Source organism: Salegentibacter tibetensis (assembly GCF_020164485.1).
Classification (GTDB): Bacteria; Bacteroidota; Bacteroidia; order Flavobacteriales; family Flavobacteriaceae; genus Salegentibacter; species Salegentibacter tibetensis.
Window position 1 is genome coordinate 1 of sequence record NZ_JAIQZA010000016.1, and the last position, 21,172, is coordinate 21,172.

17 protein-coding genes and 1 pseudogene are annotated in these 21,172 nt (G+C 37.0%); 2 read left to right on the forward strand and 16 right to left on the reverse strand.

Annotated elements, in window-relative coordinates; genetic code table 11:
- Positions 1-112: 112 nt before the first annotated feature.
- From LB467_RS09885 to LB467_RS09905, 5 genes are all read right to left on the reverse strand, one after another.
- Positions 113-571 (reverse strand): hypothetical protein, encoded by a 459-nt coding sequence (locus LB467_RS09885; protein WP_224473873.1) that lies wholly within the window; start codon positions 569-571, stop codon positions 113-115.
- Between the two features lie 16 nt (positions 572-587).
- Positions 588-863, reverse strand: a complete 276-nt coding sequence (locus tag LB467_RS09890; RefSeq protein ID WP_224473874.1) for a hypothetical protein — start codon at positions 861-863, stop codon at positions 588-590.
- Complete coding sequence (locus LB467_RS09895) at positions 863-1,573, reverse strand: CFI-box-CTERM domain-containing protein (RefSeq protein WP_224473875.1); 711 nt, start codon at positions 1,571-1,573, stop codon at positions 863-865. The genes LB467_RS09890 and LB467_RS09895 overlap by 1 nt, the downstream gene beginning before the upstream one ends.
- A gap of 191 nt (positions 1,574-1,764) precedes the next feature.
- A complete protein-coding gene (locus tag LB467_RS09900; RefSeq protein WP_224473876.1) occupies positions 1,765-2,049 on the reverse strand; it encodes a hypothetical protein in 285 nt (94 codons plus the stop codon).
- A gap of 17 nt (positions 2,050-2,066) precedes the next feature.
- Complete coding sequence (locus tag LB467_RS09905; protein WP_224473877.1) at positions 2,067-2,540, reverse strand: hypothetical protein; 474 nt, start codon at positions 2,538-2,540, stop codon at positions 2,067-2,069.
- 43 nt (positions 2,541-2,583) lie between these two features.
- Here LB467_RS09905 and LB467_RS09910 point away from each other — a divergent pair, with 43 nt between their 5' ends.
- A complete protein-coding gene (locus tag LB467_RS09910; RefSeq protein ID WP_224473878.1) occupies positions 2,584-2,811 on the forward strand; it encodes a helix-turn-helix domain-containing protein in 228 nt (75 codons plus the stop codon).
- A 115-nt stretch (positions 2,812-2,926) separates the two neighbouring features.
- On the opposite strand, the gene LB467_RS09915 is transcribed toward LB467_RS09910, so the two are convergent.
- From LB467_RS09915 to LB467_RS09965, 11 genes and pseudogenes are all read right to left on the reverse strand, one after another.
- Positions 2,927-4,312, reverse strand: a complete 1,386-nt coding sequence (locus tag LB467_RS09915; RefSeq protein ID WP_224473879.1) for a hypothetical protein — start codon at positions 4,310-4,312, stop codon at positions 2,927-2,929.
- Between the two features lie 493 nt (positions 4,313-4,805).
- Positions 4,806-5,645, reverse strand: a pseudogene (locus LB467_RS09920) (YifB family Mg chelatase-like AAA ATPase); the annotation flags it as partial.
- Positions 5,646-5,693: 48 nt separating this feature from the next.
- Entirely contained in the window at positions 5,694-6,554 is an 861-nt protein-coding gene (locus LB467_RS09925; protein WP_224473880.1) for an N-acetylglucosamine kinase, read from the reverse strand.
- Between the two features lie 97 nt (positions 6,555-6,651).
- The gene (gene gap / locus LB467_RS09930; RefSeq protein WP_224473881.1) at positions 6,652-7,650 is read right to left on the reverse strand and encodes a type I glyceraldehyde-3-phosphate dehydrogenase; all 999 of its coding nucleotides are present in this window, start codon (positions 7,648-7,650) and stop codon (positions 6,652-6,654) included.
- Positions 7,651-7,668: 18 nt separating this feature from the next.
- Entirely contained in the window at positions 7,669-8,655 is a 987-nt protein-coding gene (gene pfkA / locus LB467_RS09935; protein ID WP_224473882.1) for a 6-phosphofructokinase, read from the reverse strand.
- 123 nt (positions 8,656-8,778) lie between these two features.
- Positions 8,779-10,215, reverse strand: coding sequence for an alpha-amylase family glycosyl hydrolase (locus LB467_RS09940; RefSeq protein ID WP_224473883.1), 1,437 nt, complete (start codon positions 10,213-10,215; stop codon positions 8,779-8,781).
- Between the two features lie 162 nt (positions 10,216-10,377).
- Complete coding sequence (locus LB467_RS09945) at positions 10,378-12,234, reverse strand: glycoside hydrolase family 13 protein (protein WP_224473884.1); 1,857 nt, start codon at positions 12,232-12,234, stop codon at positions 10,378-10,380.
- Positions 12,235-12,423: 189 nt separating this feature from the next.
- Positions 12,424-14,730, reverse strand: a complete 2,307-nt coding sequence (locus LB467_RS09950) for a glycoside hydrolase family 65 protein (RefSeq protein ID WP_224473885.1) — start codon at positions 14,728-14,730, stop codon at positions 12,424-12,426.
- 78 nt (positions 14,731-14,808) lie between these two features.
- Positions 14,809-15,468 carry a beta-phosphoglucomutase gene (pgmB, locus tag LB467_RS09955; protein WP_224473886.1) on the reverse strand — a complete coding sequence of 220 codons (660 nt, stop codon included), beginning with the start codon at positions 15,466-15,468 and terminating at the stop codon, positions 14,809-14,811.
- Positions 15,469-15,507: 39 nt separating this feature from the next.
- Positions 15,508-16,854, reverse strand: a complete 1,347-nt coding sequence (locus tag LB467_RS09960) for an MFS transporter (protein WP_224473887.1) — start codon at positions 16,852-16,854, stop codon at positions 15,508-15,510.
- 133 nt (positions 16,855-16,987) lie between these two features.
- Entirely contained in the window at positions 16,988-18,010 is a 1,023-nt protein-coding gene (locus LB467_RS09965; protein WP_224473888.1) for a LacI family DNA-binding transcriptional regulator, read from the reverse strand.
- A gap of 225 nt (positions 18,011-18,235) precedes the next feature.
- On the opposite strand from LB467_RS09965, the gene LB467_RS09970 reads away from it, so the two are divergent.
- On the forward strand, positions 18,236-21,154 hold the full coding sequence (locus LB467_RS09970; RefSeq protein ID WP_224473889.1) for a SusC/RagA family TonB-linked outer membrane protein: 2,919 nt from the start codon (positions 18,236-18,238) through the stop codon (positions 21,152-21,154).
- The last annotated feature ends 18 nt before the right edge of the window (positions 21,155-21,172 follow it).

Below are 21,172 nucleotides of genomic sequence, written 5' to 3' on the forward strand. Positions count from 1 at the left end.
TCCGGAATAGCTGTCCGCTTTGAAACGGAATCACTGTCCGTTTTGCCCCGGAATGGGTGTCCGCTTTAGTCCGGAATCACTGTCCGCTTTCCAGCGGAATGGGTGTCCGTTTTCACCGGATTGTGCAAATTAGAACTTGTGGGTGGGAATATGAGCCATAAACCATGGTAGCTATATAGCATCCTCCCGATTTTTTTGCGTGTTCACTGTCTAATATACTTTCATATTTTGCAACTTCCACTTTATTTTCTTCCGTTAAGGGTAAAGTATTCAAGTGAGAAAAAACTGATTTGATGGCATCGTAACGGGAATTGAAATCATTTGTTTGTGGTCTATTATTAAGCCAATCTTCATCCATTTTCAAAAAATGATGTGCCTGATTAGTCAGTTCTTTAGCAAAAAACACAGCATTTTGATTTATATACGTATCATAAACTTCATTCGAAACGCTGGGTTTTAGTTCTTTTGCTTTTTTAAAGACTTCTAACGCAATAAAATGATTATCATTTCCGCTTAGTTTCAATGTATCTATATGATTATTAATATTTTCTGAAAATTCATTATAATCCATACTTTTTATTTTAAGGTTAGCTGAATATAGAATTCAAATGTTCATTAAAAATTTTATCCATTAAGATTTCAAACTCAAAATTTGATAATCCTGCACTGTTCGCAATTCCTGCTAAATTCCCTTTTAATTTTACTTTATAATCTAAGAGCCCTTTTTTTATAAGCATTCCAAATATTGGAGAATTTTCACTATAACCTAAAGATTTAGCATCACTTACAATTAAAACTGTATACTCTTTAAAAGAAGTTTTTATTTGATTTTCCAAACGTTTAATTTTCAATTTTTTAAACATTACTCAATTTTTTTATTCAGGTTACTAATAAATACATCTAATCGCCTCCTTATTAATCTCTGAATGAATGGAAAAGGTTTTAAAATATTAATTAGACGAGGTGCTATTAAATAATAAATTCGAACACCTACAACACCGTATTTACTCCTCATTAGAACTTCATCCCTGTATTCCCTAAGTCGATTAACTTTGGGATGATATATATCGTTATAAACCAAAGTTGCTACATAACAATTATCATTACCTTCTGGATTTTTAGTTAAAGTTTCGAAACTTAATTTTTCCTGATATCCCGTTACAGAAAGGCAATTTTTATATACTTGAGTCAATCTTTGCCCCCTTCTAGTAAGGCTCACATTTACTTTAATTTCGGAATCTGTAATTGTAATTTTTTCACCAGCAATGGGATCCGCCCCTAATACTATAAACTTATCTATAACAAACTGGTCTTGATTCGCAAACGGCATATAGCCATCATCCACCACAAGAGCAAAAACAAACTTTGGCCCATCCCTAAAATAAAAACTTACATTTCCAATATAATTTTTCTGAATAAAGACTTTCCAAAATGATCTTTTACTAGGAAGATTCTTCATTTGAAAATTATCACCAATAAGAGTTGTTGTAAGTACCGAGAATTCTAATTCAAATGTTCTTAAATCAGGATTATTTAAAAAATCTATCAGGGAATTTAATACAGGAGGATTCATAAGAGGTCTAGCTAAAAATTATTATAAGTAGAGCAAAAACTGCTACTATATTTATGATATTATGGAGGATTTTCGCTGTATCAGAATCCCCTCTTTGGCTTGGAGGGGTATCAGAATATGCAATAAGATTTATCAACCCACCTAAAAGAAACCAACCTACTACAACTCCAATTATTGAAACAATCATATATTTAATTTGTAAGTTCTTCAACTTTTTTATCTGCTACCGAAGCCTCCATAAAAACCGAACCAACCTCCTTATACACCATCCTATCCCCACAAACATCTAGCGAATATGTAGCACCATGCAAACCCTTTACACTATCAATAATTTCAATATTCTCTTTTTCACATCCTTGTTCAACTGAAACTGTTTTAATTAAAGTTTTTTCAGTAGTTCCGAACATTGTTCTTTTAACTGATCCACAGGAAATAAAAAATAAGCCCACAAAAGCGGAAATAATAAGTTTTCTCATAATGATTTAGTTTATAATTATTGCTTGATTAAAATTGAATTCGCTACTTGATTCCAAGTTATCTCGTTATTGGAAATCTTTGTGAAGTCTAAATTTACCGTCTGTCCATAGGCTAATTCAAGGCGCAACGAATAACTATCATTAGATTTATTTTCCGTCACCACTACTTCTTGCCCTAATTCACGGCTATGATTAATTAAATCTCTTTGGCTAGTTTCTGCAAAACCCTGAATTAACACTAAATCATTTGATGTAAACTTTACACCACTATTCCCAGTTGTAGAGCCTTCAACTAACCAAGTACTTTGTATCCAATCTGGAGGGTTGATATCGTTAGATTTATTTTCATCATTAGTAGAACAGGATAAGAAAACAGCTATAATAAAAATTAGATATATCGGATATTTCATAAAAACAGGTGTATTCTCAAAGTTAGCATTACTGGATATATTAAAAATGTGGTTTTCCTCATATAAATTAAAATAGCGCATATATGCGTTGATTTTAAAATCTTGCATTTTTCACCTTTATCGGGTGCAAAAAATAAAAAATAAATCCTTCATTAATTCATTCGGCAATAAGCTTCGAGAAACAAGAAAACTCAAGAACTTTTCTCAAGAGCAACTTGCATTTGAAGCCGATATTCCCATTTCGCAGGTAGGGCGTATTGAAAGAGGGGAAGTAAATACTACAATAAGCACAGTTTCAGCCATAGCGAGAGCCTTAAAAGTATCTCCCAAAACCTTATTTGATTTTGAGTAAAATTTGAAATAATTTTTGGAATAAAAAAATAAAATTGTTCAAAGACATAAAAAAAGCCCCTTCCAAAATCTGAAAGAGGCGAATTTGTCAATAGTATTATAGCTTACATTTTCTCCTAAGCAGCTACCAGAATTTCTTTTAAAGAAGGATTATCAATGGTTATATTTGCGTTTAGTCCCTTATTCCGAAAAACATAATCAATAATATCCAGAACCATAGCAGAATCTTCCTCTCTACAAATAACTGAATCATGTATTGTTGTATGGGAAATACCATGATCCTTAAGAATCGGTTTAATTCCATCGATAAAGATATAAGATTCTTCTCTCTGAAGTTTTATAGAGAAAGCATTATCCCCGTATTGCCTTTTATACTTAGAAATATACTCAGCAACCGTAGGGAATAGCTTTTCAAATTTCGTTTTATTTTCAGATTTAAAGCCGTCAGAAGAAAAAAGCATTCTAAACATCACCTGTTTAGCTTCTCCTCTATTTTCTAAATTAAGCTCTGCCTGAATAAACTCATATAGATTTCCCTCTTCACTAGCTTTATAGAAATTCAAAGCATCTAAAGAATCAAATCCATCTTTTCTCATAACCATAGAAAGGATAGCAAACTGGCTGTTTGATAAATCTATATTTATAAGACCGTTATCTTTCATTACAACCTCTCTAAGCTCTTTAGGTAAGTTGGTTAGGTTAGTATCTAATCTGTAGTTAGTTTTGTTCCTGTAGGCTCTGAAATTACCTTCAGCAAGGTTATCAATACTAGAAGACCAGGAGGACTTTAGGCGGTTTTTCTTTAGCTCCTTATATTTGTCCTCGGTCATATAGTAATAGTCTAAACCATCTTGAATAAGAGAGCTATCTGTAGAAAATGACTGTTCTACTAACTTCCATATTTTAGCAGGAAAAGTTTTAGTTCCGTCATTCACTAAGATTACATCTTGCTCGTTAGCATCTACATTATAGTTATACTTATAGCTTTCTGAATCAACCAAATCTAAACAGTTGTTCATAGTAATATCAAGACTGTTTTTATTGATCTCCAAACCATTTACAAATAGCTCAAAATCCTCTGAGTGCTGTTTGTTTTCCTCCCCTAAATCTCTGGTCAAATCCATTTTGTAGAAAAATTTCCTACGCTCTAATTCTATCTGTCCTTTGAAATACTCAGGGTTAATTCTATAGTAGTGACATTTGGCAGTATCAGGACTGTAAAGACCGTCACACTCAATAATTCCTGCATTCTGAAGTGGAAGAATTACCTTAGTACTATAATAGGTAGTAAAAACCTTCTTTAAATACTTAGAAGAAACAAAAGTGTAATGACAAGAGATACCAAATCTTTTCTCACTCCCATTCTTTAGGAGGCTGAGAAGGTGCAGAAATTTATTATACATAATATTAGTACCCTCTAAAGCATCAACATCTGTAAAGATCTCACGAGGTAGTGAAATATTGCTATAAAATTTTTGTTTCCCGTCCTTTCCTGACTTCATTGGTATTTTAACTTTTATTTAACTTTTTATAGTTTGGTTTTTGTTTTTTATATTTGTATTTTTGCGATTCTAATTTTTTGCGAAATTAATAATAATTCTCCTGTTACGCAAATTTATTACCTGATTTTTTATTCATCTAAATACTAATGATCATAAGTATCTGAAACTAAATAAGTTTAGTAGGGTATTGATGCTGGGAATTCAAGGCGGAAGGAAGCTCAAACGCCCAAAACATCATTAGTTTATCTCTATTATACCAATCTTTTAGAAAATATTAATTTATCTAAAAATTAAAATAAAGACAAGAATACATTATGTGTTCAACTATTGGAAGGAGGGTAAGTATCAAATTCTGGTAGAAAACCAAAAATTCTGCGGATTGCTTTTCTAATAACTAAATTACAAAAGTAACTATATGTGATGTGATGTTTTCAACCTGTATTTAAGACTGTAAGAGCTTCTTTAGTCTGTGGTTTACATTAGCTACTGTGTCTTCTGAAATTGTATGATGAGGACTTCTAAATGGCCTCTGTGACATCAAACCCACGTGTTCCTTTACCCGCCCAACTACACTGTGAATTTTGGTAGTTTCCAGAGCTTCGTGCAGGGTCATTGGTGGTAAAATACTTGGCAGGCGTTTGGCCAACATCGTTTTCCCGGCTCCCGGCGGACCGATTAGAATAATATTATGACCGCCCGCTGCGGCAATTTCCATACAGCGTTTTATAGATTCCTGTCCCTTTACATCGGCAAAATCATGCTCGGGGTGGTCCAGGTTTTTGTAGAATTCTTCGCGGGTATTAATAATGGTAGGCTCTAAAGTTTCATTTTTATCAAAAAAATTGATCACTTCAGTAATGTTTTCAACTCCATAAACTTCAAGGCCGCTTACGATAGCGGCTTCTTTCGCATTTTGCTTCGAAAGAATAAATCCCTTAAAACCTTCTTCTTTAGCTTTAATGGCAATAGGCAAGGCACCTTTTATGGGTTGTAAGCTTCCGTCTAGCGAAAGCTCACCCATAATAAGATATTCTGAAATATTTTCTGCTTTAATTTGACCTGAAGCGGCCAGAATTCCCAGGCTTAAGCTAAGATCGTAAGCCGAACCTTCCTTTCTAAGATCGGCCGGCGCCATATTGACAATGATCTTTTTACCGGGAAATTTATAGCCGTTATTTTGAAGGGCGGCGGCAATTCTAAAACTACTTTCCCTTACCGCATTATCGGGAAGACCTACCAGATGATAACCAATGCCGGTTGCTACATTTACCTCAATAGTAATTGTAGTTGCCTCTACCCCAAATACGGCACTTCCATAAACTTTTGTTAACATCTAAGCGTTTAATTTCTTAAATGTACTAAAATTTATGAAAAATTGTAATTAATTATTGATAAGCACTTCTTTTCTATAGTATTCTATCAATGCATCAATTGGTCTACGTACAATATTGCCAATTTCTATTCCATAAGGCTGGGCAACTGCACGAATAATATCTTCGCTAAAATAAGCGATAGTACCAATAAAATGTACAGGTGTATTTTGCGCTTGTTTATAGCACATTACTCGGGAATGCATAAAATCTGTAATTCCCTCGTGTACCAATTTGTAGAAATAGCCATTGCGTTCGTTTGCAAAAATAAATTCAGCGAAAGAAGCGAGGTAAGTATTTGGATTCTCTTTGCGATAGAGATTTTTCTTAATCTCATCAGATTCCATATTGTATTTTTCACCAAATTCCTCGGCAAGTTCCGGGGGCATTCTTTTGTAGTAATAATCTCTTATTAATCTTTTTCCGAAGTAATTTCCACTAGCTTCATCCATTAGGATATACCCCAGGGAATGAACAGCCTGGTGTATGTTTTCACCATCAAAATAACAACTGTTAGAACCTGTACCAAGAATACAAACAATTCCGGGCTCTGTGGTAGCGGCATAAACTGCGGCAACCATATCTTCCAGAATCACTACTTCATCTACGTTGGTGAAGAAATTCGTAAAAATTCCTTCCAGTAATTTTTTAGGCGTTTCGGTACCACAACCTGCGCCATAAAAATGCACTCGTTCTACTTTGTCCTTTACTTCCTTTAAATCGGCGTTTTCTTCAATGCGTTGTTCCAGTACTACTTCAGGAAATACTGCTGGATTTAATCCTTTAGTGCGGGTTCTAAGTAATTCTTCTCCCGTTGCACTAAGTAAAATCCAATCACATTTTGTTGATCCACCGTCCGCTATTAATATCATTGTGTGTGAATATGGTTTAAATTTAAAAAGCCTGAGGAAAGCGCTAAAAGATTAAAATAATCCAAGCGTAACTTTCATCAGGCTCTAAAATAAAATATTAAATTGAATTAACGTGTACTGCCAATTTTATTATTGAGGCAGAATAACCATATTCGTTATCATACCACGCGATTAATTTGAAAAAATTATCGTTTAGTGCGATTCCAGCCTCAGCATCAAAATTACACGTATGTGCATCTGATACAAAATCCTGAGAAACCACTCCATCTTCCGTATAAGAGACTACCCCTTTGTAAGAACCTTCAGAAGCTTTTTTAAATGCAGCCTTAACCTGATCGTAACTTACAGACTTTTCAGTCCTAACCGTAAGGTCTACTACAGATACATCGGCAGTTGGCACTCTAAAAGCCATCCCGGTAAGTTTTCCGTCAAGTTTAGGAATTACTTTCCCAACAGCTACAGCTGCTCCGGTTGAAGATGGGATAATATTAAGAAGCGCACTTCTGCCGCCTCTAAAATCTTTTGCCGATGGGCCATCTACTGTAAGTTGAGTAGCCGTGGTTGCGTGAACAGTTGTCATTAAACCTTCAACAAGACCAAATTCATCGTCTACCACTTTAGCAAGTGGAGCAAGACAGTTTGTTGTACAGGAAGCATTAGAAACAATAGTGTCTTCCGGCTTAACATCCTCATGGTTAACACCCATTACAAACATAGGCACAGATTTAGATGGTGCTGAAACTACTACTTTTTTAGCCCCTGCTTTAATGTGTCCGTTTGCATCGTCTTTTTCTTTGAAAATTCCGGTACATTCCAATACAACATCTACTCCAACGTCTCCCCATTTGAGATCTGCCGGATTTTTTTCTGCAGTAATACGAATAGATTTTCCGTTAACCACAAGATTTCCGTCTTTTACATCAACATCTCCTTTAAATTTACCGTGAACAGAATCATATTTTAGCAAATATGCTAAATGATCCACGTCCAGTAAATCGTTGATTGCGACTACTTCTACGTCATTATTTTCAGCCGCAATTCTAAACGCGATACGTCCAATTCGGCCAAAACCATTAATTCCAATTTTTGTACTCATAATTTAAATTTTAAAAATTTACACTGAAGTGATGTTCGCCACCCTTCTTAATTCTTGATCAAATTCCCTGTCTTCTTTTAAAGCAGTTTCCAAAGGCACGTGTACCACTTTTTGATGGTGTACACCTACCATGATATTGGTTTTACCATCGGTTAATGCTTCAACCGCACCAACACCAAGTTTACTGGCCAGAACACGATCAAAACAACTTGGAGAACCTCCTCTTTGAATATGACCCAGCACAGAGACTCTAATGTCATATTCTTCGTGGCTTTGCGAAATAAATTCAGCTAACTGAAAAATGTTCTTTCCGCTCTTTTCACCTTCAGCCACCACGATAATGCTGGAGGTTTTTCCGGATTTTTTACTTTTTTCCAAAGAATCCATCATACGTTGAATTCCCTGGTCTTCTTCCGGAAGCAATATCTCTTCGGCTCCTGCACCAATACCGCTATTTAAAGCGATATCACCTGCATCCCGACCCATAACCTCGATTAAAAATAAGCGGTTATGAGAACTTGCGGTATCCCGAATCTTATCTATGGCTTCTACCACTGTGTTTAAAGCAGTGTCGTAACCTAAGGTATAATCGGTACCGTTAATGTCATTATCTATAGTTGCGGGAATTCCCACAATAGGAAAATCAAATTCTCTATTAAAATAAAGGCCACCGGTAAAGGTTCCATCTCCACCAATCACTACCAAAGCATCTACACCGGCATCGGTCAGATTCTTATGAGCTTTTGCCCTTCCTTCTTTGGTCTTAAATTCTTCAGAACGGGAAGATTTTAGAAAAGTCCCTCCTTTATTAATGATGTTTCTTACAGACCTTGCGGTAAGTGCTTCAAAATCTGCTTCTATAAGTCCCTGGTAGCCGCGGTAAACACCAACGCACTCCAGATTATAATATGAACAGGATCTTACAACCGCTCTTATAGCGGCATTCATTCCGGGTGCATCACCCCCCGATGTTAAAACTGCAATCTTATTAATTTTTTTCGCCATTAGGCCAAATCTATTTTAATTCTACAATATAACCTAATTTCCTAATAAACTAAAACGTTTTCGGTTAATAACTAACAAAAACAGCCCTCCGGGAGGGCTGTTTTTAGTTTTTTAGTAAATTTATTACTTATTTATTAAGATAAAGTACTGCCAGGGATCCAAATTCATATTTTTATCTTCGGAAATTTCTATCGTTTCACCCGATAAATAGTCTTCAAAATCCCCTTCTATTTTTATGCTGAAACTGGTACTCTCATCGCTCATATTCCCAATGTAAATTAACTCAGCTCCATCTTTTTCCCTTTTGAAAGCCAGAATTTTTTCTTCTTCTGATGTTTCAATATTCTCATAAGACGCTGCTTCTTTAGCGCCGTGCAGGGCTTTATTCTCGTTTTTCAACTTACCAAGTTTCTCCAGCAATGGCCAAACTTTACCTTTTTCTTTTGGGATAGTGTCTTTTTCGAAAAACAACAGCCTTTTATCCATATCATATTCCTGCCCACTATAAATAAGCGGCATTCCGGGTAAAGTATAAGTAAGTGCAAGCATAGTTTCTGAAGCATCACCCATTCTCTCCTTTACCGTCCCGTTCCAGGAATTCTCATCGTGGTTGGTTATAAAGCTCATCAAATAATCATCTTCCTGATAAGTGGTATCGATCTTCTGCATATAAGCATCCCAATCTTTGGCGGTTTTCTTGCCCTGAGCCATTTCATTCATAATATGGTGACCTTCCCAGTTGTATCCCATATCAAAAGCATTTTCAAAAAGGTCTTTGTCTTCTGATTCGGCCAGCATGAAAACTGGTTTTATTTCTTTTAATTGAGGAACAATGCTTTCCCAGAATTCGGTTGGCACTTCTCCTGCGACATCGGCTCTAAAACCGTCCACATCGTATTTTTCTACCCAAAACTTCATTTCTTCACCCATAGCTTCGTGAAGCTCTTCGTTTTCAAAGTTTAGATGAGCAACATCTGTCCATCCCCAGGATTCGCCGGTTGCAGGGTTTATAGGATCTGTAACTTGGCCTTCTTCATTCTTATGATAAAATTCAGGCTTCTCTTCAATCCACTTATGGTCCCATCCGGTATGGTTAGCCACCCAATCCAAAATTACATACATTCCGTTTTCGTGGGCGGTTTCTACCAGGTTTTCAAAATCTTCAAAATCCCCGAATTCAGGATTAATATCAGTATAATCTGAAATTGCGTAATAGCTACCCAGGTATTTTTTTCTTTCTTCCGGGTCTTCAATATCTTCCACTGAAAGATCTCCGGTGGCTTTTCTATTTTTCATCGAAATCGGATAAATAGGCATTAGCCAAATCACTTTTACACCAAGTTCCTTTAATTGCGGAATATCTTCTGTAAAAGCATCAAAAGTTCCTTCAGGGGAATACTGGCGAATATTCGCTTCGTAAATCACCGCCGATTCCAACGCATCGTTAGATACAGGCGCTATGGTTCGTTCTTCTTCTTGTTCCAGCTGCTCTTGCTTTTCGTTGTCTTTACAGGAAAACAAAGCCGTAAAGGCCAGCAGCATTATTAATGTTTTTTTCATTTGTTTTTATTTAGTTGATATTTCAAAGTTCATTTTTAAGCGTCATTCTGAATTTATTTCAGAGCCTGCTCCGAAAATTATTCGGAGATCTAACATGATTAAAACTACTCTCATATTAGAAGCTGAACCAGGTTCAGCTTGACGTAACCAGAAATTTCCCTTTTAATCCATTTTCGTAGTAAAGAAGTAAACGCCTTCTTCCGGTAACTCTAAAGAATCCTCCCACTTAAAGGTTTCTTCTGAAATTAAATTCTTAAAGCTTTTTCCTTCTAAATTTAATTCACTGAAACGTTCCAGATCCAGTGTTACAGATTTCTCATTTTTATTTAGAATTAGCACAATAATCTCATCGCCGGCTTTTCGGGTGATTAAATAAGTAGCATCTTCAGGTGCGAAATGTTTGGTTTCCCCAGAGTGGATAGCCTCACTGTTTTTACGATAATTCATTACTTTTTTAACGAATTCCTGCATATCTGATTTTTCTTCTGACAGACCTTCGCCGGTAAAAGCATTCACCTCACTATCGTCCCAACCACCCGGGAATTCGGTTCTAATTAGTCCGTGGTCGCCGGGATTTTCAGTATCATCCATTAAGATTTCGGTTCCGTAGTACATTTGGAAAATCCTTGGTAATACCGCCATGTAAGCAATCGTCATTTTAGTTTTGACAACATCTTCTCCAAGTTGCGTGTAAATTCGGCTTTTATCGTGATTATCAGGGAAGATCATAATATTTTCAGGATTGGCATAAGCGAAATCGTTAGCCAGAGCCTCATAGATTTCAACCAGGCCTGTGCCCCAGGTTTCTTCAGATTTTAAACCGGTTACAATTTTTTCCTGCATCGCGAAATCCATCGTAGATTTCAGGTTGGAGTCATAACCGTTATCCACACCATCCTGCCAGTAGCGAATAAGCAACGGATTCACACTCCACTCCTCACCTACTATATTGAAATTTGGGTATTCAGTCATAATCGCGCCGGCCCAGTCACTCATAAATTCCTTATCGGGATAAGGATAAGTATCCTGGCGAATTCCGCCCAAACCAAGGGTTTCAATCCACCAAATACTATTCTGAATAAGGTATTTGGCCATAAATGGATTTTCCTGATTTAAATCGGGCATGGTTTCTACAAACCAACCTTCTGTCAATCCTTTTTTATCGGTTTCTGAAGCATATAAATCCTGATTGGTAGTACGACGGTGATTCGAGTACACCAGGTCTTCTTCATTTTCAAATTTCTCCTGATAGTTGATCCAGTCTTCAAAAGGCAAATCGTCCATCCACCAGTGCTCTACCCCGGCGTGGTTCGCTACCTGGTCCATAACCAGTTTTATGCCGCGATCTGCTGCTTTATCGGCCAGCTCCCTGTAATCTTCCAGAGTTCCAAACCGCGGATCTACCCGGTAAAAATCGGTCATTGCATATCCGTGGTAAGAACCCGATTTCATATCGTTAATTACCAAAGGCGAAGGCCAAATTGCAGTGAAGCCCATTTCGTCTATATAATCCAGATGATCTATAATCCCACGAATATCTCCTCCGTGGCGCCCATAATCGTCTTCGCGATCTTTAACCTTTTCATTTAAAAAATCAAAGCTATCATTAGACTTGTCGCCGTTGGCAAATCGATCTGGAGTGATTAAATAAATAGCATCAGAATTATCAAAACCTACATATTCCGAAGCAGGTTTTTCGCGGTCTTTCAACTGGTATTCATACGCTTCTTCTGAACCGTCTTCAAGTTCAAAAGTAATATCAAAAGTCCCCGCCTTAGCCTGCTCAATTTGTAAATCTATAAACAGGTAATTCGGACTTTTAGCTTCTGTTACATTTTCAACGCTTACTCCGGGATAATCGATCTTTGGAGTGGCATTTCCAATATTTTCGCCGTAAACCATTAACTGGAGTCCGGTTTCTTCAAAACCTATCCACCAGTTTGGTGGCTCTACGCGTTCAATTTGCGCGAAACCGGTAAAACCGGTAAAGAGCATTAATGTGATTAGTATTTTTTTCATGATTCTTTATTTAAATAATGATCTGGTTGAACATTGTTCGTCGAGCTGAATTCGTTTCAGCTTCTAACATGGTTCAATAATTAACATCTTAGATTCTGAAACAAGTTCAGAATGACGATTAAAATTCAACAAATTAGATCTCCGAATATTTTTCGGAGCAGGCTCTGAAATAAATTCAGGATGACGTAATTACACAGCAAATTCCTGATTCGGATTTACCTCAACAGATTTTCCGTTTACATTGATTTCAATTGCATTTTCCCCTTCAAGTTGAAAAACCGTTTTTTCCGCAGAAACTTTTACTTTTAAAACCTGGTCTCTAAAATTCACTTTAAAGGAATAGGATTCCCAGTCTTCGGGGATTGTTGGATTAAAAGAAAGCTTATCATTTTTCACCCGCATTCCGCCAAAACCTTCTACAATGCTCATCCAGGTCCCGGCCATACTGGTAATATGGCAGCCTTGTTCTACTTCTTTATTATAATCGTCCAGATCCAATCTGGAAGTTCTTAGATAAAATTCATAAGCCTGCTTAGTTCTACCTAAAAGTGCCGCCTGGATACTGTGCACGCAAGGTGAAAGCGAAGATTCGTGAACGGTTATTGGCTCATAATAATCAAAATGCTTTTCCAGTTCGTTTTTGCTAAAATGATCTTCAAAAAAGTAGAATCCCTGCAAAACATCGGCCTGCTTAATGTAGCAGGAACGTAAAATCCTATCCCAACTCCACTTCTGGTTGATTGGACGCTGAGTTTTATCCAGTTCAGCGATTGGAAGGATTTCTTTGTCTAAAAATCCGTCTTGTTGAAGGAAAACTCCGTTCTCTTCAGAATATGGAAAATACATATTATCTGCAACTTCTTTCCATTTCGCCAATTCTCCTTCATTGAGTTTGGTTTTACCCATTACACGTTCGTAATCTTCAGGATAAGCGTCTTTAACCTTATCTATTGATTCCAAACAATACTCAATACACCATTTTGCGATATAATTAGTGTACCAGTTGTTATGCACGTTATTTTCGTATTCGTTTGGCCCGGTTACGCCCAGCATTACATATTTATTCTTGTTTTTGCTGAAATTCACTCGCTGTTGCCAGAATCTCGCAATAGCGATCATTACTTCCAGGCCTTTTTCAGGGATATATGTGAAATCGCCGGTATAACGGACGTAATTATAAATAGCATAAACCATCGCCCCGTTTCTATGAATTTCCTCGAAAGTAATTTCCCATTCGTTATGACTTTCTTCCCCATTCATAGTTACCATAGGGTAAAGCGCCGCACCATTGATAAAACCAAGTTTTTCGGCATTTTCTATGGCTTTATCCAAGTGGTTGTAACGGTAGGTCAGTAAATTCCTGGCTACCTGATGGTCTTTGGTCGCCATATAAAAAGGAATGCAATACGCCTCGGTATCCCAATAAGTACTTCCACCGTATTTTTCACCGGTAAAGCCTTTTGGGCCAATATTTAAACGCTCGTCTTTTCCTAAATAAGTTTGATTTAGCTGAAAAATATTAAAACGGATTCCCTGCTGGGCTTTTACATCTCCTTCAATAGTGATATCGGCCATTTCCCAGATTTTCGCCCAGGCTTCTTTTTGCTCCTGAAGCAATTTTGAAAATCCTGAATTTGTCGCATAATCCAAAACCTTACTCGCCGCAGTTACCAGATCTGAACGTTTATGGTTCATATCGGTTACGTAACCGGCGTATTTCCTCAGGCTTAGTTTTTGTCCTTTTTCAGCTTTAACTGAATACGAAAAAGTAAGCTTATCTTCGGTTTTGGTTTCAGTGAATTCAACATCCTGTTTTTCACCATTCAGCAAAACTTCAGATTGCATAAAGGTATTTACATGGAATTCGGTTTTTAGGGTTTTAGAAAGTACAAAACCTTTATTTCCTTCAGATTTCACTTCTAAAGTTTTCCAAAATCGCTCTTCCCAGTTGGCATCTGTATTGGTAATTCCCCCATCTAGATAAGGTTCAAAGCGAACTTCAACATCGCTGTTTAAAACTTCAATTTCAAAATCTATCGCGCCCAGTTCATCTTCTACTATAGAAAGAAAACGGGTAGCTGTTACCGAAATTTCAACATCGTTTGGCAGGGTTGCCACAAAACTACGGCGATGAAAACCTGCTTTCATATTAAGCTCACGCGTAAAATCTTCAACTTTTTTACAGGTAAAAAGATCTAAAGCTTCATCGTTTACAAATACATTTATCCCAATCCAATTGGGCGCGTTAAGTACTTTTGCAAAATATTCTGGATAGCCGTTTTTCCACCAGCCTACTTTGGTTTTATCGGGATAATAAACCCCGCCAATATAGCTTCCCTGGAAACTTGGCCCGGAATAATGTTCCTCAAAATTGGCTCGCTGACCCATCACGCCGTTACCGATGCTAAAAAGGCTTTCAGACGATTTTACGCGTTCTACATCAAATCCTTCTTCCAGAATGGACCACTCGTTAGGTTGTATATAATCTTGGTTCATTGCTTTATTTCTGTCTAGTTTCTTATTAATTTACCCCGGGATCAGCCCTGAAGGTTAAGTTGTAATAATTCAAAAATCTCACTTAGTGAGCAATTTCTTTATAAAATCTATGTCTATTTCAGTAAAGTCGTTAAACACATAATCGGCTTCGCCCAGTGTTTTTTCTTCGCCTATTCCAATGCTTATCATATTTGCATTATTGGCGGCCTGCACGCCGGCAACGGAATCTTCAAAAACAATACTGTTTTCTGGCTTGACATTTAATTTTTCGGCAGCTATTAGAAATACCTCGGGATCGGGTTTTGCTTTACTAACATCGGTACCGTCTACAATGGCATCAAACTCATCCAGTAAATTGATCTTTTTCAAAATAGTTCGCGCATTTTTACTCGCAGAACCCAGGGCAAACGGAATATTATTTTCAATTAAATAATCAATGACTTTTTGTACGCCGGGAAGAATTTCACTCTTATCCATTTTGGCTACATAAGAGAGGTAATTTTCATTTTTAAGCGCCATTTGCCGTTTAAATTCTGTTTTAGAAAGTTCCAGTTCCCCCCACTCCAGTATTTTCCTAAGGGATTCTACCCGGCTAACGCCTTTAAGTTGTTCATTTTGTTCTTTGGTGAAGTCGAAACCCAAATCGTTGGCCAGTTTTCTCCAGGCCAAAAAATGGAATTTAGCGGTATCTACAATAACCCCGTCTAGATCGAATATTATTCCTTTGTTTGTCTCCATAATTTTAAATTATCTCTCAATCTGTTTTTCTTAAAAACCTTATGCTTTTACGGGTTCATCTACATCGTCTATCCTAAAAGTTAGTATAGCCGCAATTAAAAAGGCTATTCCGCTAGTAACTAACGCGTAAATCGGGTTTCCATCGTAAAGATATTTCACCATCAATCCGCCAATAAGTGCATTTACAATTTGCGGAATCACGATGAAAAAATTAAAAATCCCCATATAAACCCCCATTTTTTTCGGTGGAATAGAGCCTGCAAGAATCGCATAAGGCATTGCTAGAATGCTGGCCCAGCCAATTCCAATCCCGAACATAGAAAGTAACAGCCAGTATTCGTTTGGCATTATATAAATGGAAAGCATACCTAAGGCACCAATAAATAAGGAAACGATATGTGTGCTTTTTCTTCCAATTTTTAAGGCAATAGCCGGAAGGAAAAATGCAAATACCGCTGAAACAGCATTATAAACTCCGAAAAGAACACCAACCCAATCACCTGCATCCTGATAGGTTTCACTGCTATTATCTGAAAGTGGTAGGCCATAAATATGATGGGCAATTGCGGGAGTAGAAAACACCCACATTCCAAAGAGCCCGAACCAGGAAAAGAATTGTACCCAACTAAGCTGCCGCATCGTATGGGGCATTTTGGCAAAATCTGAAAAGATATCCATCAAACTGGATTTTTCCTTTTCATCGACCGGTTCTTCAACGTGGTCGTCCATCTTTTCCAGTTCTTCAGGAGAATATTCTTTGGTAGTAATTACTGTTACCAGAATACTCCCCACTAAAATAATGGCCCCAATTACAAAAGAAAGCAACAGGTTAAGTGGAACTTCGCCCACAACCGTTCTATTACTAATATCAAACCAGTTGGTAAGTACATAAGGCAACCAGGAACCAATTACGGCCCCAATCCCAATTAAAACTGTTTGCACACTAAAACCAAGGGTTCTTTGATCGGATGGTAATTTATCGGCCACCAAAGCGCGGAAGGGTTCCATCGCTACATTAAAGGAAGCATCCATAATAAAGAGCATCCCGGCACCAACCCAAAGGGAAGGTAGAATAGCGATAAACCAATCGGCATTAGGCATTAAAATCAAGCCTATCGCAGCTAAAATAGCTCCCGTAAGAAAGAAAGGACGCCTACGGCCAAGACTGGTCCAGGTTTTATCGCTATAGTAGCCAATTATTGGCTGAACGATTAAACCGGTAACCGGCGCAACCAGCCAAAACCATGAAAGTTCATGAATATCGGCTCCAAAAATTTGTAAAATTCTACTTGCGTTGGCATTTTGGAGAGCAAACCCCATTTGAATTCCAAGAAAGCCGAAACTCATGTTCCAGATTTCCCAAAAACTTAATCTACGTTTTTGCATATCGTACAATTAACGTTTACGATAAGCGTAAGGCTTATCAAAACTTATTTTAGGTAGGAAGTAAAAATATAAGTTCTGATAATTAATTAAGCTGGGGTAAATATATATAAAATTTTAAAGATGAGCCTTAAAATTACGATTTGGTAGAATTTCTTTCTACCAAACTCGTTTCTACGATCACTGTTTTATAAGATTCTTCTTCTTCCGGTTTTCTTTCCAGTTTATCTATAAGTAAACGAGCGGCTTCAGCTCCCATCCTTTCCCCGTGCTGACTTACCGTGGTAAGACTCGGGATAAATCGTTTGGAAAGCTCACCATCGGTAAAGCCGATTACGGAGACATCTTCAGGAACTTTTAAACCTTTTTCCTGGAGGGCTTTTATGGCGTGAATTGCAAAGTGCTCATTTACAGCAAATACGGCATCAACGTCATTTTTATCAATAAATTCCTTTATCTCGGTTTCGCTATTATCCATATCCTCTATCTTAAGGATAAGATTTTCCTGTACTTCCACATTATTATTTCTAAGAACTTCAAGATAACCGCGGGTTCTTAGTTTACCTACACTAACATAATCTACGGTAGAAACAAGTCCGATTTTCTTTGCTCCATTATCAATTAAATACTGTACCGCTTTTTTAGCTCCAATTACATCATCTATAATCACTTTATCACAATGAATTTCATCTACAACCCTGTCAAACAAAACCACCGGCATTCCCTGGTTTATTACTTCTATAAGATGATGATAATCTTCTTTTTGCATAGTTTCTTTAGCTATAGAAAGAATAAAACCATCGGTACTACCGTTGGCCAGCAACTCAAGGTTTAATACTTCTTTATCAAAAGAATTGTTAGATAGGCATACAATTACATTATAACCCTTTTCATTGGCGACCTGCTCTACTCCACTAATTACGGTAGTAAAGAAATAATGAACTATTTCAGGAATGATTATTCCTATTGTTTTCGTCTTTCTATTTTTAAGGCTTAAAGCGATATTATTAGGCCGGTAGTTATATAATTTCGCAAAAGCCTTGATTTTCTTTCGGGTTTCCTCTCCAATTTCGGGACTGTCTCGTAAAGCTTTTGAAACAGTGGAAATTGATACATCCAATTCTCTCGCAATTTGTTTTAAAGTCAATTTTGGCCTCATAGAAATCTTTTATTTAGAAATAACCACAGCATTATTTTTAAGATATCGTAAAAATACTACAAAAATTAAGCTACACCCTTAAAATACAAAAGTTTTCAACACTCAAACGTTTTCGCAAAATAGTGCTAAGCGAGTTCCTATTTCTTCACATTCTATTTACATATATTTAACCTCAGGAAGTAGAAATATAAGCTTAATTTTTAGTAAAAATCAATAGAAAAATTTATGAAAACACTATTTAAAAGCACGTTGATGTTGCTCTTTATGCTGCCAATGAGCTTTTTTGCACAGGAAACCGTGAGCGGGGTTGTTAGCGAAAGCGCAACCGGTCTTCCGATTCCGGGCGCAAACGTTATTGTTAAAGGAACATCAAATGGTGCCGTTACAGACTTTGATGGTAATTATACCATTCAGGACGTAAGTGAAGGTGATATTCTTGTCTTCTCTTTCCTTGGTTTTGCCAGTACAGAGATTCCTTATGAAGGGCAGGCTACTCTTGATGTACAGTTAGACGAAGACCAGGCTACTTTAGAAGAAGTAGTTCTTATTGGTTACGGTAGTACCTCAGAGCAAGATGCAACCGGATCTGTAGAAAAGATTTCTTCAGAAAGTTTTAACCAGGGAGCTGTAGTTTCACCAGAACAATTAATTGCAGGTAAATCGGCCGGAGTTAGAATTACTCCCGGAAGCGGTGAACCAGGTGGCGGATCTGAAATCAGGATTCGTGGTGGTTCTTCCCTTTCTGGAAATAACTCTCCCCTTATTGTTGTTGATGGTATTCCATTAGATCAACGTGGAGTTCAGGGGGTAAGAAACCAGTTAAACTCTATTAACCCGAATGAAATTGAAGATTTCGTGATATTAAAAGATGCAGCTGCAACCTCTATTTATGGTTCCAGAGCTTCTAACGGGGTAATTTTAATTACTACTAAATCTGGTAAAAAAGATTCTCCTTTAGCTTTAACTTACGACCTTAAAGTTTCTGCTGGTAGAATTATAGATAAAGTAGATGTTCTGGATGCCGGTCAATTTCGAACTTTAATTGAAGAAACACCGGGTACAGACCCGTCTTTACTTGGAGATGTTAATACAGATTGGCAGGACCAAATTTATCAAACTTCTGTAGGGGCAATTCATAACTTCACGGCAACGCAAGGTTTCGAGAACTTTACTTACCGTATAAACTATAATCACACTTCACAAACAGGGGTTTTAAAAACCGATGTTTATGAAAGAAACGCGCTTAACATCTCGCTTAACCAGGATTTGTTTGACAATCACTTAAAGTTGAGCCTTTCATCTAAAAATATTGTAGATGAAAACCGCTTTGCAGACCAGGGTGCTATTGGATCAGCGGTAGCTTTTGACCCTACTCAACCCGTTTTTGATGAAGGAAGCTATTTTGACGGGTATTATGAACACACCCTTTCGCCACAACAACAACAAATTCAGGCAACTCGTAATCCGTTAGCACTTTTAAGACAATTAGATGCGCGTGGTACTACTAAGAGAAATATTACTAACCTGAATGCAGAATATAAGTTTCATTTTCTTCCGGAATTGAAATTTAATGTAAATGCTGGTATTGATTATTCAGAAAATGATGGTTACAACAGAAGGCCTTTAACTTCTGCAGCAAACAACCAGGATATTCCTTTTGCTGAAGATTATGGCGGATTAAATAGAAACACTTTGCTGGATTTCTACTTTAATTATAAAAACGATATCGATTTTTTAGACACTGAAGTAGATTTAACTGCCGGACATTCTTTCCAGGAATTTTATATCTCCAGCCAGAGAACAGCGACAGTAACTAATAATGTACAGGAATTCCCTAGAAATATTAATAGAAACGCACTGGAATCTTATTTTGCCAGAGCAAGTTTTGATATTGCCGATAAGTATTTAATTTCAGGAAGTATACGTAGAGATGGATCTTCAAGATTTGGAGGAGATAATAAATGGAGTTATTTCCCATCAGTCTCTGCAGGTTGGAAGTTACATAATGAAGCATTTTTATCAGATTCTAATGTTTTAAATCAATTAAAACTTAGGGCAGGTTTCGGTATTACCGGTAACCAGGAAATTGGGCCAAACTACGGCTACTTTGGAATTTACAGCCCAAGTGTTGGCGGTGCCAGGTATCAATTTGGAAACCAATTCTTTAATACCCTGAGACCCGAAGCTTTTGATTCTAACCTAAAATGGGAGGAATTAAAAACTTATAATGTTGGTATCGATTACGGATTCTTTAATAACAGAATTTCAGGTACTATAGAAGCTTATTATCGTGAAACTCAGGATCTTTTGGCTACAGTGCCTGTACCGGCAGGTGCTAACCTAACAGACCTTTTAGTAACTAACGTAGGTAATACGGTTAGTAAAGGACTGGAATTTGGAATTAACGGTGCTATTATCCAGCAAGAAGATTTTAACTGGGATGTAAACTACAATTTAACCTTCCAGGACCTGGAGATCACTAACCTTACTTTAGGGGATGATCCGGATTTTGAAATTCCACAAGGAGGAATTAGCGGTGGTGTTGGTAACAACATTCAACTATGGAAAGAAGGTTACGATCCTACAACCTTCAATGTTTTCCGCCAGGTATACAACGAAGCCGGCCAACCAATAGAAGGTGCTTATGTAGATGTAAATGGAGATAATGAAATCACAGAGGATGACAGGGTTCCTTATAAAAAAGCCACCCCGGATTACTTTATGGGATTAACCAATACTATGAGGTATAAAAATCTGGATTTTAGCTTTACTTTTAGAGGTAACTTCGGTCATTATATGTATAATAATACACAATCAAGTAATGGGTTTGTTGGAGCCGGTACAGTTACCCCACAACCTTACTATTCTAATTTTAACAGCAATGTTTTAGAAAGTAATTTTAGAAACAACCAGTTGTTTTCAGACTACTATATCCAGAGTGCCGATTTTGTAAAACTGGATAATATTTCTGTAGGATATTTATTTCCGGGAGAAGACATGGATATCAGAACTTCACTAACCGCTACCAATGTATGGACCATAACCAATTATGAAGGTTTGGATCCTGAAATTGCAGGTGGAATAGACAATAATTTTTATCCAAGATCTACAACAATTGTACTTGGTTTAAATCTTTCATTTTAAGAAATAATATTATAATAA

Bases quoted from the DNA above. Each gene is read 5' to 3' on its own strand.
- LB467_RS09885 (WP_224473873.1), bottom strand. From the start codon at position 571: ATGGATTATAATGAATTTTCAGAAAATATTAATAATCATATAGATACA.
- LB467_RS09890 (WP_224473874.1), bottom strand. From the start codon at position 863: ATGTTTAAAAAATTGAAAATTAAACGTTTGGAAAATCAAATAAAAACT.
- LB467_RS09895 (WP_224473875.1), bottom strand. From the start codon at position 1,573: ATGAATCCTCCTGTATTAAATTCCCTGATAGATTTTTTAAATAATCCT.
- LB467_RS09900 (WP_224473876.1), bottom strand. From the start codon at position 2,049: ATGAGAAAACTTATTATTTCCGCTTTTGTGGGCTTATTTTTTATTTCC.
- LB467_RS09905 (WP_224473877.1), bottom strand. From the start codon at position 2,540: ATGCGCTATTTTAATTTATATGAGGAAAACCACATTTTTAATATATCC.
- LB467_RS09915 (WP_224473879.1), bottom strand. From the start codon at position 4,312: ATGAAGTCAGGAAAGGACGGGAAACAAAAATTTTATAGCAATATTTCA.
- LB467_RS09925 (WP_224473880.1), bottom strand. From the start codon at position 6,554: ATGATATTAATAGCGGACGGTGGATCAACAAAATGTGATTGGATTTTA.
- gap (WP_224473881.1), bottom strand. From the start codon at position 7,650: ATGAGTACAAAAATTGGAATTAATGGTTTTGGCCGAATTGGACGTATC.
- pfkA (WP_224473882.1), bottom strand. From the start codon at position 8,655: ATGGCGAAAAAAATTAATAAGATTGCAGTTTTAACATCGGGGGGTGAT.
- LB467_RS09940 (WP_224473883.1), bottom strand. From the start codon at position 10,215: ATGAAAAAAACATTAATAATGCTGCTGGCCTTTACGGCTTTGTTTTCC.
- LB467_RS09945 (WP_224473884.1), bottom strand. From the start codon at position 12,234: ATGAAAAAAATACTAATCACATTAATGCTCTTTACCGGTTTTACCGGT.
- LB467_RS09950 (WP_224473885.1), bottom strand. From the start codon at position 14,730: ATGAACCAAGATTATATACAACCTAACGAGTGGTCCATTCTGGAAGAA.
- pgmB (WP_224473886.1), bottom strand. From the start codon at position 15,468: ATGGAGACAAACAAAGGAATAATATTCGATCTAGACGGGGTTATTGTA.
- LB467_RS09960 (WP_224473887.1), bottom strand. From the start codon at position 16,854: ATGCAAAAACGTAGATTAAGTTTTTGGGAAATCTGGAACATGAGTTTC.
- LB467_RS09965 (WP_224473888.1), bottom strand. From the start codon at position 18,010: ATGAGGCCAAAATTGACTTTAAAACAAATTGCGAGAGAATTGGATGTA.
- LB467_RS09970 (WP_224473889.1), top strand. From the start codon at position 18,236: ATGAAAACACTATTTAAAAGCACGTTGATGTTGCTCTTTATGCTGCCA.